General features: G+C 69.8%; 12 protein-coding genes. 2 read left to right on the forward strand and 10 right to left on the reverse strand.

Annotated elements, in window-relative coordinates; genetic code table 11:
- The first annotated feature begins 12 nt into the window (after window positions 1–12).
- Window positions 13–657 carry a TetR/AcrR family transcriptional regulator gene (locus LEL84_RS17925; protein ID WP_226512354.1) on the forward strand — a complete coding sequence of 215 codons (645 nt, stop codon included), beginning with the start codon at window positions 13–15 and terminating at the stop codon, window positions 655–657.
- On the opposite strand, the gene mnhG is transcribed toward LEL84_RS17925, so the two are convergent.
- Genes mnhG through LEL84_RS17955 form a run of 6 tightly spaced genes read right to left on the reverse strand, consistent with a single transcriptional unit; the run spans window position 617 to window position 7,418 of the window.
- On the reverse strand, window positions 617–949 hold the full coding sequence (gene mnhG / locus LEL84_RS17930) for a monovalent cation/H(+) antiporter subunit G (protein ID WP_226512355.1): 333 nt from the start codon (window positions 947–949) through the stop codon (window positions 617–619). The genes LEL84_RS17925 and mnhG overlap by 41 nt on opposite strands.
- Window positions 946–1,209, reverse strand: a complete 264-nt coding sequence (locus tag LEL84_RS17935; protein WP_058251350.1) for a monovalent cation/H+ antiporter complex subunit F — start codon at window positions 1,207–1,209, stop codon at window positions 946–948. The genes mnhG and LEL84_RS17935 overlap by 4 nt, the downstream gene beginning before the upstream one ends.
- Complete coding sequence (locus LEL84_RS17940) at window positions 1,206–2,063, reverse strand: Na+/H+ antiporter subunit E (protein WP_226512356.1); 858 nt, start codon at window positions 2,061–2,063, stop codon at window positions 1,206–1,208. Before LEL84_RS17940 ends, LEL84_RS17935 begins: the two co-directional genes overlap by 4 nt.
- The gene (locus LEL84_RS17945) at window positions 2,060–3,676 is read right to left on the reverse strand and encodes a Na+/H+ antiporter subunit D (protein ID WP_058251348.1); all 1,617 of its coding nucleotides are present in this window, start codon (window positions 3,674–3,676) and stop codon (window positions 2,060–2,062) included. Before LEL84_RS17945 ends, LEL84_RS17940 begins: the two co-directional genes overlap by 4 nt.
- Window positions 3,673–4,467 (reverse strand): Na(+)/H(+) antiporter subunit C, encoded by a 795-nt coding sequence (locus LEL84_RS17950; RefSeq protein WP_226512357.1) that lies wholly within the window; start codon window positions 4,465–4,467, stop codon window positions 3,673–3,675. Before LEL84_RS17950 ends, LEL84_RS17945 begins: the two co-directional genes overlap by 4 nt.
- Window positions 4,464–7,418: a Na+/H+ antiporter subunit A gene (locus LEL84_RS17955; RefSeq protein WP_226512358.1), complete on the reverse strand. Its 2,955-nt coding sequence runs from the start codon at window positions 7,416–7,418 to the stop codon at window positions 4,464–4,466. Before LEL84_RS17955 ends, LEL84_RS17950 begins: the two co-directional genes overlap by 4 nt.
- A gap of 73 nt (window positions 7,419–7,491) precedes the next feature.
- Here LEL84_RS17955 and LEL84_RS17960 point away from each other — a divergent pair, with 73 nt between their 5' ends.
- A complete protein-coding gene (locus LEL84_RS17960; RefSeq protein WP_226512359.1) occupies window positions 7,492–7,920 on the forward strand; it encodes a hypothetical protein in 429 nt (142 codons plus the stop codon).
- A gap of 170 nt (window positions 7,921–8,090) precedes the next feature.
- On the opposite strand, the gene LEL84_RS17965 is transcribed toward LEL84_RS17960, so the two are convergent.
- The 4 genes from LEL84_RS17965 to LEL84_RS17980 all read right to left on the reverse strand — a co-directional run bounded on the left by LEL84_RS17965 (window position 8,091) and on the right by LEL84_RS17980 (window position 14,149).
- Window positions 8,091–8,942, reverse strand: a complete 852-nt coding sequence (locus LEL84_RS17965) for a universal stress protein (protein WP_226512360.1) — start codon at window positions 8,940–8,942, stop codon at window positions 8,091–8,093.
- On the reverse strand, window positions 8,939–10,618 hold the full coding sequence (locus LEL84_RS17970; RefSeq protein WP_159370001.1) for an MDR family MFS transporter: 1,680 nt from the start codon (window positions 10,616–10,618) through the stop codon (window positions 8,939–8,941). The genes LEL84_RS17965 and LEL84_RS17970 overlap by 4 nt, the downstream gene beginning before the upstream one ends.
- 193 nt (window positions 10,619–10,811) lie before the next feature.
- Window positions 10,812–13,106 (reverse strand): AAA family ATPase, encoded by a 2,295-nt coding sequence (locus LEL84_RS17975; RefSeq protein WP_226512361.1) that lies wholly within the window; start codon window positions 13,104–13,106, stop codon window positions 10,812–10,814.
- Window positions 13,103–14,149: a CDP-alcohol phosphatidyltransferase family protein gene (locus LEL84_RS17980; protein WP_226512362.1), complete on the reverse strand. Its 1,047-nt coding sequence runs from the start codon at window positions 14,147–14,149 to the stop codon at window positions 13,103–13,105. Before LEL84_RS17980 ends, LEL84_RS17975 begins: the two co-directional genes overlap by 4 nt.
- Window positions 14,150–14,159: the final 10 nt, after the last annotated feature.

Here is a 14,159-nt window from a genome sequence, read left to right on the forward strand (position 1 = left end):
GGCGGCCGACGAATGGGACGGATTCAGGAGTTCGACACGACCGAGGTCGTCCGGGCCGCCCGCGGGATCTTCTGGCAGCGGGGATACGAGAGCGCGTCGCTTCCCGACCTGGAACGGGCAACCGGAATCGGGCGATCGAGTCTTTATCACGCCTTCGGATCGAAGCGAGGTCTCTTCGACGCGGCCGTACAGAGCTATCTCGACGAGGTGGTCCGCCCGCGGTTGCGTCCACTGACCGCCGGCATCGTCGCGGCTGATGCCGCCGAGAACTACCTGAACGGGCTGCGATCGGCGCTGACCGATGACACGTCCCCGGCTCGCGCGGGCTGCCTGCTCATCAACACCGCCGGTGCCCCCATCGGGCGCGACGCTGCCGTCGCCCGGACCATCGCCGCCTATCGCGACGAGCTGCGGGGGGCGGTGGGGGCCGGTGTGCGGGCCAGCTCGCCCGCGCTTGATGACGATCGACAGGCAGTCCTCGCCGACGCCGTGACGGCCCTGGTCATCGCCGCACTCGCGCTCGTACGGGTGGTTCCCGGGGAAGCCGCCCGGGGCCTCGATACCGCGCTCGCGCTGGTCCGTGAGGCGCGAGGGGCGTCGGACGATCGGTCCGCAGTCAGTCCCGGTCCGGTGACTCCATGTCCCGCTGATCCATGAGCCCGTCGCGGGCCCGTTGCTCCTGGTATGCGAGCCGGCCGATCCGATGCGCCACGACGGGCGCGGTGATCAGGGCGAAGAGCCCGGCGAGAATCAGCATCCCGCTGTCGACGTTGTCGCCGAGCCGGAGCACGGCGCCGAGCAGGATGAGGAGCAGGCCGAAGGTCTGCGGTTTGGTGGCCGCGTGCATCCGGCTCAGGGTGTCCGGGAACCGGACGAGTCCGATGGCGGCGGTGACCGCCATCAGGCATCCGAGGAGCAGCAGCGTCGCGCCGATGACGTCGACGATCATGTCTGGTCGTCCCGGACTCGGAACCGCGCGATGGACACCGACCCGACGAAGCTGAGGAGGGCCAGGGCCACGATCGCCGGGACCACCGTCGAATCACGGCTGAACGCCGCCCAGGTCCCCAGGCCGCACATGCACAGCGCGATGAGCACGTCGAGTGCGACGAGTCGGTCGAGCGTCGTCGGGCCGCGCAGGATGCGGATCATCGTCAGCACCGCGGCGACGAGCAGCATGGCGGCGGCGATCGTCCAGACGTAGCTCATGAGTCACCTCGTTCCCGCTCGGGCTCGCCCTGTCGACGTTCCGGTTCGGTGTCGTCGATCGACCGGGCGTTGTCGACCGACCGGTCCACCGTGCGGACGTGGTGGAAGTCCTCGTCGATGCCGTGGAACGGACTCGGATGCCATTCGCTGTCCCGCTCGAACGCCTTGATGAACATCCGCTCGACATAGGCGACCTGATTGTAGAAGGCCCGCACCTTCTTCTCCGAGCGGACGTCGAAGACGTGCACGTAGAGCATCCGGCGTCGATGGTCGATCTCCAGGACCATGGTGCCCGGCACCAGGTTGAGGTAGTCGACGGCCAGGGTCAGCACCATGTCGGACTTGATCGCGACGCGCACCCGTACCACGGCGCCCAGCGGTGGCCGGCCGGGACGGATGGCCATCCAGCCGATCTGCACACTCGACACGAAGAAGTCGACGATCAGACGGCCGACGAGCTGCAGTACCGACAGGGGATGGATACGGCCCTCGACCGGGACCCTCGGCAACGGCAGCACGGTCAGCACGAGCATCGCCAGCACGATCCCTGCGATCACATTGGCCCAGGACAGCGTGCCCCACAACAGGACCCAGACGAATGTCAGCCACGCGATGGTCCACAACCGGACCGCGACCTCGCGGCCGTCGCTGCCCAGCCACCTCGGCACGCGGGTGTGCGTGCGCAACCACACCAGCGCGCCGACGAAGTGCCAGAAGACGAACAGCAGCGACACGCGCCAGACGTTGATGACCAGGGACATGACCGGTCCCTTGGTCGAGACGACCGGCGGCCGCCGTTTGGGCGCCGCGGATGCTCCGCGGGCGCGGTCGTCGGCTCGATCCTGCGCGCTCATCGGGTACCACCCACTCCCAGCACGGCGTCGACGTAGACGGCGCGGTCGACGACGTCGGTCGCCGCATGGTCGGTGAAGTCGAAGATGGGCCCGGCCCAGAGGGTGAGCACGAGTCCCGCGGCCACCATCGCCATCGTCGGCAGCACCATCATCACGGGCATCCGACCGACGTCCTCACGGTCGGAGAAGGCGGCGTCGTCGGCGCTCTCGTCGATCAGCGCGGACGGGCCCTTGTCGGCGAGATCGCCCTCGGGAGCGTCGGCGCGCGGTCGCCAGAATCCCTTGGTCCAGATGCGGGCCATGACATAGAGGGTGAGCAGGCTGGTGACCACCGACCCGGCGACGAGGATCCAGGCCAGCACGGACCCGTCCTGGGTGCCCGCCTCGAGGAGGGCGACCTTGCCGATGAAACCGGAGAACGGTGGGATGCCGCCGAGATTCAGCGCGGGCACCAGGAACAGGACGGCCAGCAGGGGGCTGGCGATGAGCCCGCCCAGGCGGCGGAGCGAGGCCGAACCGGCTTGACGTTCGATCAGGCCGACGACCAGGAACAGCGTCGTCTGCACGAGGATGTGGTGGGCGACGTAGTAGATCGCCGCCGACATCCCGAGGTCCGACGACAGCGCGATGCCGAAGATCATGTAGCCGATGTGGCTGACGAGGGTGAACGACAGCAGTCGCTTGATGTCGGCCTGGGCGATCGCGCCGAAGATGCCCACGAGCATCGTCAACAGGCCGGCGACCAGCAGCACCGCGTCCATCGTGCCGCCGGGAAACAGCAGCGAGTGGGCGCGCACGATCGCGTACACACCGACCTTGGTGAGCAGGCCGGCGAACACGGCCGTGACGGGTGCCGGCGCGGTGGGGTAGGAGTCGGGTAGCCACGTCGACAGCGGGAACACCGCGGCCTTGATGCCGAACGCCACGAGCAGCACCGCGAACAGCGCGTTGCGGGTTCCGTCGGGGACGTCGTCGAGGCGCACGGCCATCTCGGCGAGGTTGAGGGTGCCGGTCGTCGCGTACGCGAACGCGATGCCCGCGAGGAAGATCAGCGACGACACCATCGACACCATCACGTACGACGCGCCCGCGCGGACACGTTCGGCGCTCGCCCCGAGGGTCAGCAGCACGTAGCTCGCGGTCAGCAGGATCTCGAACGAGACGTACAGGTTGAACAGGTCGCCGGCGAGGAACGCGTTGCAGACACCCGCGGTCAGGATGAGGTAGGTCGGCAGGAAGATCGACGTCGGCTGCTGGGCCGTGCCGTCACGGATACCCTGCCCGATCGCGTACACGACGACGCACAGCAGCACGATCGTCGAGACGACGAGCATCAGGGCCGCGAGCTGGTCGACGACCAGCGTGATCCCGAGCGGTCCGTTCGGGTAGCCCTTGTCTCCCCAGCCGCCGATCGCGACCGCGAAGGTCCCGTGGCGGTCGGTCAGGTACAGCATCAGGCACGACGCGACGAACGCGACGGTGATGGCGACGATCGACACCGCCCGCTGGATCTTGGGGCTGCGGCCGAGCAGCAGCGAGACGGCGGCAGCGCCCAGCGGCACCAGCGTCGGCAGCGTGATCAGGACGGGGATCCATGACTCCTGCGGGGTCATCGGTCACCCCCGTTCTCGTCGCCGTGCTTCTTCTTGTCCGGCCCGACCACGTCGCGGTCCGGCATCTCGCGCTGGTCGATGACGTCGGGGTCGGCGTCGTCCTCGCCGGACCCGTCGGGAGGTGCGACGGCCGACTTGGGACCCACCTCGTCGGGACCGAGTTCGCCCGGCCCGTACACGTCCGGCCCGTCCTCGCGGGCGGCGGTCTGCGCCGAGGTCTCGGGATCGGGCTCCTCCTCCGCGCCGCCGATCTCGTCGACGACGTCGGAGTCCGTCGGCATGATGTCGGTCTCGTAGAGCGCGGCGTGCCGGGCGGCGGCCTCCTCCGCGGTGAGCGGATTCCCCTTGTCGTCGAAGTGATCGCCGGTCGGGGTGTCGGAGTGGGTCAGTGGATCGTCGCTGCGATCGCGGTCGGGTGCCGTCCCCAGCGATCCGCTCAAGATCTTGACGTCCTCCTCGTCGTCCTCGACGTCGTCGTCGTCCCGATTGATCACGAACAGCCGGTAGACCAGCGCCAGGACGAACGCGGCGACGCCCATCATGATCACGATCGCGGTCAGGACCATGCCCTGCGCGAGGGGATCGGCGTCGGACGCCCGGTTCTCCGACGACCGGCCCATGATCGGCGGGTTCCCCATGCCGCCCGACACGACGATGATCATCAGGTTGAGCGCATTGCCGACGAGCAGGAGCCCGAAGAGCATCCGGACCAGACTGCGTTCCATCAGCAGGTACACGCCGCACGCCGCCATCGCGCCGACGACCAGCATCAGCGAGAGATTCGTGGTCATCGGCTCACCTGCTCGCCGGTGGTACTCGCGGCGTCGTCCGTCTTGGTGTCGCCACGCGAGTTCTCGATACGCGCCGCGGTGCGGGCGATCGTGGTCTCCACATCGAGACGCGCGCCGAGACTTCGCAGCACGTCCAGGACGAGCCCGACGACGATCAGGTAGATGCCGAGGTCGAAGAACAGGGCGGTCACGAACTTGATGTCGCCGAGGACCGGGACGGTGACCTCGAAGACCGCCGACGAGAGTGCGGGGGCGCCGAGGAACATCGAGACGATCGCCGTGGTCGCCGAGACGGCCAGGCCGGCGCCCAGGATGCGGCCGGGCTCGATGGGCAGCGCCTCACCGAGTTCGTAGCGTCCGCCCGCCAGGTAGCGGAGGACGAGCGCGAGACCCATCGTCAGGCCGCCGGCGAAGCCACCGCCCGGCGCATTGTGGCCGGCGTAGAAGAAGTAGATCGACAGCACGACCATCGTCGGGAACAGCAGACGCGTCGTGGCCTCGAGAACCATCGACCGGTGGCGCGGGTCGCGCAGTCCGGAACCGAGGAGCCACGTGGTGCGGTCCGGTGGGACGTGATCGTCGTCGTCGCTGTCGTCCCCGTTGTCGCCGGCCTGCAACCGGGCGGCGTCGGCCACGCGTGGTGCCGCCCCGAAGCGGCGGTTGCGGAAGACCATCGACGCGACGCCGGTGGCGGCCGCGATGAGCACCGACACCTCGCCGAGGGTGTCCCAGGCGCGGATGTCGACGAGCAGGACGTTGACGGCGTTGGCGCCGTGACCGTAGTCGTAGGCGGCCTCGGGCAGGTCGACGTGGAGCGGTTCGGTCGAGCGGGCGGACGCCGCGAACAACCCGATCAGGACCAGCATCGCGCCGAAGGCGAGTCCGATGAGGGCGCGCAGCGGCTTGAACCCGGTGGCGTGCCGCTTCTCCGGTTCGGCGGGCAGCTTGCGCAGCACCAGCACGAAGATGACCAGGGTGAGCGTCTCGACGAGGAACTGGGTGAGCGCGAGGTCGGGGGCGCCGTACAGCGCGAACAGCATCGCGCAGCCGTAACCGGTGATCCCGACGACGAGGGTCGCCGCGAGGCGGTTGCGGAGCAGCACGGCGGCCAACGACGCGGCGATGATGCACCCGCCGATCACCAGCTGCACCGGCTTGGCGTCGTAGTCGATGTTCAGTCGGTCGCGAGCGCCGGCGAACAGCACGATGGTCGGCAGCAGGATCGCGGTGCACAGGATGACGCCCTGCGTCACCGGCAGTGACCCGCGCTGGGTGTTGCGCGTCAGCAGCAGCGACAGGGTGTCGGCTCCGCGCAGCGTCGCGTCGTAGATGCGGTCGGCGTTCACCAGCGGGCGGAAGCCGAAGACGCGGTCGCGGACCCGGCGGATACCGAGGAACAGCAGGGCGCCGCCGACGATGACGATGATCGAGAACACGACGGGCAGGCCGAACCCGTGCCACAGAGCGAGATGCTCGAGTTCGTGCCCGTACCCGTCGAGGGTCTCGGCGTACGGCTCGAAGAGAGCGCCTAGCTGCGGGCTGAACACGCCGGCCGCCACACCGGCCGCGGCGAGCGCCACGGGCGAGAAGTAGAAGGGCCACTTCGGCGGGTGCATCTTGGCGACCGCCGGACTCGGGGTGCTGCGCACCTTGCGGCCGAACGCGCCCCACAGGAAACGGAGCGTGTAGGCACAGGTGATGATCGAGCCGACCAGCAGGATGATGTCGACGGCGTGGGCCTGCCACGAGACGAACGCCCCGGTCTCCCACACCGAGGCGAAAGCTGTTTCCTTGCCGACGAATCCGAGGGTGACGGGGATGCCGGCCATGCTCGCCCCGGCGACCGCGGCGGTGATCGCCAGCCCCGGGAGACGATGGCCGAGCCGGGCGAGTTTGCGGACATCGCGGGTACCGGTGGAGTGGTCGATGATGCCGACGACCATGAACAGCGACGCTTTGAACAACGCGTGCGCGACGAGCATCGCGATGCCCGCCATGGCGACGTTCGCGTCACCGATGCCGACCAGCACGGCCATGAAGCCGAGCTGGGACACCGTGCCGAACGCGAGGATGAGTTTGAGGTCGAGCTCGCGCAGCGAGCGCCATCCGCCGAGCACCATCGTCACCAGGCCGAGCCCCACCACGGCGATCTGCCAACTGATCGTCACCGAGAAAGCAGGGGCCAGACGGGCGATGAGGTAGATGCCGGCCTTGACCATCGCGGCCGCGTGCAGGTACGCGCTGACCGGGGTCGGTGCGGCCATGGCGCCGGGCAGCCAGAAGTGGAACGGGACGATGGCCGATTTGGTGAGCGCGCCGATCAGCAGCAGGACCACCGCGATGTCGACGTACACACCGGTCGGCGGTGCCGAGACGATCTCCGACAGCAGGTAGGTGCCCGACCGCTCGCCCAGCATGATGATGCCGACGAGCATGGCCAGACCGCCGAACGTGGTGACCAGCAGCGCCTGGGTGGCGGACCGCCGAGCCGTCGCGCGCACCCCGTAGAAGCCGACCAGCATGAACGAGAGCACGGTCGTGAGCTCCCAGAACACGTACAGCACCAGCATGTTGTCGGAGATGACGAGGCCGAACATGGCCGCGGCGAACGCGACCATCTCCCCGCCGAACACGGCGACGCGGGGACGGGCGTCGTCGAAGTAGTGGGCGCAGTAGCAGAGGACGAGCGCACCGACCCCGAGGATCAGCACCGACAGGATCGCGGTCAGGGTGTCGAAGCGGGTGGCGATGTCCATCTGGAGTGATGGGACCCAGCTGACCGTCTCGACCCGGGCGGCAGCCGCATCGGCCGGCGGCCAGTTGAGCACGACCCAGATCAGCGCGCCGAGGGGCGCCAGTGCGAGAACGTAGAAACCGCGGGTACCCATCCAGTGGATGACTGCGGGCGCGACGAGTGCGCACACTGCCAACGCAGCCAACACAGAGATCAAAAGGGCACTCCGTCTTTCTCCCGGCGGGGTGTCACGGGCGAACACCCGCGGTGGCTACTTTACCGTTGCCCGTATGTTCCGGTTCGACTGGCTCCGGCGTACCGCCGTCAGCATCGCCGCTGTCCTGCTGGTGTTCGGCCTCGTCGTGGGTTGTGCGGACGAGGAGCAGGCCGGCCCCGACGGCGTCCCGTTGCCGTCGGATTTCCCGGCCGCGCAGGTCCCGCTCATCGACGGTCACGTGCTCTCGGCGAGCGGCAGTCGCTCGGAAGGCTGGGAGGTCGCGGTGCAGGGCCCGGCCAACGCGGGCAATCAGCTCGAGGCCGCGACCGAGACCCTCACCGAGGCCGGTTACGTCGAATCGCACCGTTCGACCGAGGGCGGACAATCGGTCGTCGTGCTGTCGGCGACCAAGGAGGGTTCGACCTACTGGGTCCAGATCGGCGCGTCGCCGCAGGCCGCGGGCGGAGGGTCGTCGGTCTTCTATCTGGTCAACGTGGAATAGGCATCGCACTAGTGGTGTGTCTCGGAAATAAGCGACTGGTCTCCGGCGCTCGATCGGCGCCTGGCTGCGTTGTCGTCGGTCGAGATAGCTCCGCTATCCCTCCCTCCTCCGCCTTGCCAGAACACCGATCGCTCCACCGGATACCGGCCACCTATTTCCGAGACACACCACTAGCTCGTCGACCCGCGGTCGAGGTGACCGGACCGACCGACGATCGCGATCGGGCATCGCGTGTGGTGCTGAGCGGCGCGCGCCACCGACCCCGCCCAGGTCGCGAAGGTGCTTCCCGCGCGTGGCCGGGTGACGACAAGCAGCGACGCCTGCGGAACCGCTTCGCCGACGGCCCTCGACGGGTTGCCGTTGACCAGTTGCAGCGTCGTGTCGCGGTCGGGGAAGCGTCGGCGCCAGGGTTCGAGCAGCGCGTCGGCTCGCGCGTACACCGCTTCGATCCGAGTGGGCGGGGCGTCGTCGGGGATCGCGCACACGATCGCCACGGGGCAGCCGGTGGCATCGGCGTACTCGAAGGCGGTCGACAGCGCGAGATCGGACGGGGCGTCGGCATCGATGGCCGCGACGACCGGACCGCCCGTCGCGAGGTTGCCGTACGGAACCGTCACGACCGGGCATCGCGACCGGGCCGAGAGCGCGGAACTGATGCTCCCGGTGGTGAGGCGTTCGATGAGGCCGGGTCGATGATGGCCGAGGACCATCAGATCGACCTGACCCGACAGCCTGGTGAGCAGGGGTATCGCGAAGTCGTGTTCGACGATGATCTTGATGCGCAGGCCCGGATGTCGGGTGCCGAGACGGCCGGCCACCGCGGTCAGGTGGGCGGCCGCTGCCTGCCGCGTGGCGGTGACGTCGAAGTCGAGTTCGAACTCGCTGAGTGGTTGCAGCGCAACGGCTGCCGCGAATCCGTGAATCAGTAGCAGGCGGTCCCCGTCGCGGGCCGAGGCGGCCGCCCAGTGAGCGGCCGCCTCGGATTCGGGACTCAGATCGACCCCGACGGCGATGGTGTTCATCGGGCGCGGGTGGCGTCGCCCGTCCGCGTCTCGCCGGCGATGGCGTCGTCCGCGACGGGACCGACCGTCGACGGTGCCACAGCTGCGGGCACGGCGACGTCGGCGACCGCCGCCTCCTGCGCGCGGCGCTCCTCGTCGCTGCTCATCGTCTTCAGCGCAACCTCCTTGATGAACGCGATGGCGATGAAGCTCAGCGCCGCCATGACGGCCGCGACGAGGAAGACCCGGGCGGTCCCGTCGCCGTAGGCGCCGCGGACGATGGCCGCGATCGGAGCCGGCAGCTCGTTCAGATTGGCCAGGCCGGCACTGCCGCCACCGGATGCGCCGGCGCCGATGCCGAGTGCGCCGAGCCCCTTCGCGATGAGGTCGGTGACGTGGTTGGACAGAACCGCGCCGAGCACCGAGACACCCGCCGCGCCACCGAGGGAACGGAAGAAGGTGACCGTCGAGGTCGCCGCGCCGAGGTTGTCGGGGCTGACGTTGTTCTGCACCGCGAGGACCAGGTTCTGCATCGTCATACCCATGCCGCAGCCCAGGACGAAGAGGAATACACCGACCACGACCATGTCGGTGTGGGCGTCGATCGTCGCGAGCAGGCCGAAGCCGATCGTCATCATCGCGGCACCGGCCACGAGGAATCGCTTCCACCGCCCGTACCTGGTGATCAGGTTGCCCGACACGGTCGCCGAGAGCATCGAGCCGATGACCATCGGCAGCGTCAGCAGGCCCGCCGCGGTCGGCGAGTAGCCGCGCGCGATCTGGAAGTACTGCCCGAGGAACACAGCGCCGCCGAACAGGGCGACACCGACGCCGACGCTGGCGACAGTCGCCAGGGCCGTGGTGCGGTCGCGGAAGATGTGCAGCGGGATGATCGGGCTGGACACCCTGGACTCGACGAAGACGGCTGCGGCGAGCAGCGCGACTCCGAGTGCCACCAGTCCGTACGAGGTCATCGACGCCCAGTCGAAGTTCTTGCCCGCCAAGGTGACCCAGATGAGCAGGGTGCTGACGCCCGAGGCGATGAGGGCGGCGCCGAGGTAGTCGATGCTGACCTTCTTGCGGACCACCGGGACGTTCAGCGTGCGCTGGATGACGAGTAGGGCGATGACGGCGAGCGGGACGCAGACGTAGAACGTCCAGCGCCAGCCGAGCCAGCTGGTGTCGACGATGACGCCGCCGATGAGCGGACCGGCGACGGTCGCGACGGACATCACCGCGGCCATCGGGCCCTGGTAGCGGCCGCGTTCGCGCGGGCTGAACATCGTCGCGACGACGATCACGACCAGCGCCTGCAGGCCGCCGAGGCCCAGGCCCTGGATGACGCGGAAGCCGATCAGCATGTCGACCGAGGTGGAGAGCCCGGCGAGGACCGAACCCAGGGTGAACAGGAACAGCGCGCCCTGGACCAGCAGCTTCTTGCTGACCAGGTCGGCGAACTTGCCCCAGATGGGCGTGGTCGCGGTGGACGCGAGCAGGGTCGCGGTGATGACCCAGGTGTACTGGTCCTGGGTGCCGTGCAGGTCGGTGATGATCGTCGGCAGGGCGTTGGACACCACGGTCGACGACAGGAACGCGACGAACATGCCGAGCAGGAGGCCGATGAGGGCCTCGATCTTCTGACGATGCGTCATCGGCACGTCTTCGGCCGGCGCCATCGCGGACGCGGGTGCACTCATATGGCAAACCTCCGAGAAAGAGAGCTGCCCGCGACGAGGAGACGGGCGGGCGGCGAATCGGCGCGCGCGTTGGCGCACCCGATTGGTTGATTGATGCAACCATAAGTCGTGATGGTTGCAACCAACAACTATCGGAGGTTATTCCGGGTGTGTTCCGGGACTCACCCGGTGGCCGAGGGAGGCTCGGCGGTGCTCAGTCGAGCCGACGCTCGGCGTAGGCCTTGAGGTCGGCGACCTGCGCGGGATCGAGCGACGGCCGAACCCGCTTGCGGGCCTCCTCGACGTCGGCCACGGTGACCGCGGCGGCGTCGATGTCCCGGCGCATCGCCGACAGGGCGGCCTCGCGCAGCAGGGCCGAACAGTCGGCCGCCGAGTAGCCCTCGAGGTCGCCGGCCAGCTCGTCGAGGTCGACTCCGTCGAGCGGGACGTCGCGCCCGGTGGCGCGCAGGATGTCGCCGCGGGCGTCGGCGTCCGGCGGCGGCACGAAGACGAGCCGTTCCAGTCGCCCGGGCCGCAGAAGCGCCGGGTCGATGAGGTCGGGTCGGTTCGTCGCACCGAGCACCACGACGTCCTGGAGTGGTTCGACGCCGTCGAGTTCGGTGAGCAGCGCGGCGACCACCCGGTCGCCGACACCGGAGTCGGTGGACTGACCGCGGCGCGGGGCCAGCGCGTCGACCTCGTCCAGGAAGATCAGCGAGGGCGCCGACTCGCGGGCACGGGCGAACAGATCCCGCACCGCCTTCTCCGACGACCCGACCCACTTGTCCATCAGCTCGGCGCCCTTGACCGTGTGCACCGACAGCTGACCCGACGCCGCGAGCGCGCGGACGACGAAGGTCTTGCCGCAGCCCGGCGGGCCGAACAGCAGCACCCCACGCGGCGGGTCGACGCCGAGCCGGGCGAAGGTGTCGGGGTGTTGCAGCGGCCACAGGACCGCTTCGGTCAGAGCCTGTTTCGTCTCGACCATGTCGCCGACGTCGGCGAGGGTGATCGAGCCCAGCGCGACTTCGGGGGAATCCGAGCGGGACACCGGCCGGATGACGTCGAGGGCGCCGACGAGATCCTCGGTGCGCAGCGACGGCGCGGACTTCTCGGCACTCGCGCGCGTCGCGGCGCGCAGCGCGGCCTCGCGGGCCAGCGCGGCGAGATCCCCGGCGACGAAACCGGGGGTGCGCGAGGCGACCGACGTGAGGTCGAGATCGCCGTCGGTCGGGACGTTCGACAGGATCGCCGAGAGCAACCGCGCCCGGGTCGCGGCGTCGGGGAGGCCGATGACCAGTTCCCGGTCGCAGAGCGACGGGTCGCGCAACCGGGCGTCGAGGCGTAACGGTTCGGCGGTGGTCGCGATGAGTGCGATGCGGCCGTCGGCGATGCCGGAACGCAGTTCGTCGAGGATCAGTGCGGCGACGGGCTCGGGTTCGGCGGGTAACAGCGCGTCGACGTCGGTGATCAGCAGGACACCGGCGGCCGCCCGGGTGCGGGCCACCGCGTCGGCGACCGTCCGCAGGCGGGTGTTGGCCTCCGTCGCGCCGACCGTCGGGCCGTCGATGGTCACCAGCGTGCGCGACGCGCACACCGAACGCACGAAGGTCGCCTTGCCGCCGCCGGCCGGGCCGGTGACCAGGACGCCGAGACGCGGTGTCGCACCGAGGGTGCGCAGCACCTCCGGCTCGTCGAGGGTGATGGTGAGCCACTCGGTGAGCTTGGTGATCTGGGAGTCCACGCCGACCAGCTCCGACACCGGCCGGACCGGGATCTCGGGCTCACGGGCGGGCTCGCGGACCGGGCTGGGCGCGGCGACCGGCCGCGGGCGGGAGTCGGACTCCGACACCATGCCGAGGGCGCCGGGGATCCGAGGTGACCCCGGACCGGTCCGGTCGACGAGGGGCGGCACCTCGCCCGCGGTCGTCGACCACAGCACAGCGGTGTTGGTCTGCACGCTCACCGGCGTCGACGCCGGACCGCCCGCGGGTGGCCCGGGCTCGGTGGCGGTGACGGTCAGCAGCTCGGTGGTCCAGGTGATCCCGACCGACCGGGCCAGGGCGCGCGTGGCCTCGGTCGCGGCGAGTTCGGGGCCGAGGTCGCGGGGGAGCAGCGAGACGGCGTCACCGACGGACAAGACCTTCCCCAGCAGCGCGCGGCGCAGCGTCGACTCGGTGATCGACTGGGTGGCCAGCGCCGAACCGCTCACCACCACCCGGCTCGCGCCCTGCACCTCAACGGGCGCCAGCACGACCGTCGAGTTCTCGCGGACACCGGCGTTGGAGAAGGCGATCTCGTCGAGGAGGGCGACGCCGGTCGGCGCGGAGGCCTCGGTCGCGGCCACCACGGCCGCCGTGACCCGTGCGCCGGTGATCGACACCGCGTCCCATTCCCGCAGCGAGAGGGCCGTCAACACCTCGGGATGCACGCGGATGATGCCGCGCCGCGCCTCGGCCGCCGAGGGATTGTGCCGCGCGGTCAGCGTGAGGGAGGCCGGTGTGCTCATTCGGGCTCGCTTTCGGTCGTCTCGCCGGGCGCGCCGACCACGGACCGGCCGGGGCCGGTGGGACGGTTCAGGCCCATACGGCCGAGGGAGTTGATGACCGGCCGACGGCGTCGACCTCCGGGCGACGTGGCACGCAGGGCCCGACGCTGTGCCCGACGTTCGGCCGGCTTGTCGTCCCAGTGCTCGGGCCGGGAGGCGACCCAGCGGCGCGCGCGCCACGCATACGGGATGTGCAGGACGTATCCGGCGATGGCGATCATCATCAGCACGTACGGGAAGGTCACCAGCAGTGCCGCGGCCGCGGCGACCAGCACCAGTAGGCCGGCCACCGCGCGTGCCGGGATCGACGCGGTCTTCAGCGAGGACGTCGGGACGCGACTGACGGCCAGGAAGGCGACGAAGATCAGCCACCCGCCGACGGCCGGCAACGAGGTCCACCACCCGTCGCCGAACTGTTGCTCCAGCCCGATGGGCAGAAGCGCGCAGATCGCCGCGGCGGGCGCGGGGACACCGACGAAGAAATCCTTGGTGTACGCGGGTGCCTCGTCGTCGTCGAGCAGGGTGTTGAACCTGGCGAGGCGCAGGACGATGGCGCAGCAGTAGATCAGTGCGAGCACCCAGCCGAGGTCATGCCCGTCGATGAAGTGGAAGTAGACGATCATCGCCGGGACCACACCGAAGTTGATCGCGTCGGCCAGTGAGTCGATCTCGGCGCCGATCCGGCTCGTGGCTCCCATCAGGCGTGCGACCCGACCGTCGATGCCGTCGAGGAACGCGGCCGCGACCAGAAGAGCCATCGCGGTGTCGACGTCGCCGTTGATCGCCGACCGCATGGCCGTCAGGCCCGCGCAGATCGCGAGGATCGTCAGCGACGACGGGATGACGATGCGGCTGGCCTGTGCCTGGCGCCGCAGACGCCGGCGCTCCGGCTCCCGCGGAACCGGATGTGTCTGTGCGTGCCGGCTGGCCGAGCGCGCGGTCGGGTTGCGCGCAGTGCGCGAGCCGGGGCGTCGCCGGCCGGGGTTCGTGCCGGGTGAGGTCATGTCGGTCGGG

It is taken from the genome of Gordonia sp. WA4-43 (genome assembly GCF_020520305.1).
GTDB lineage: Bacteria > Actinomycetota > Actinomycetes > Mycobacteriales > Mycobacteriaceae > Gordonia > Gordonia hongkongensis.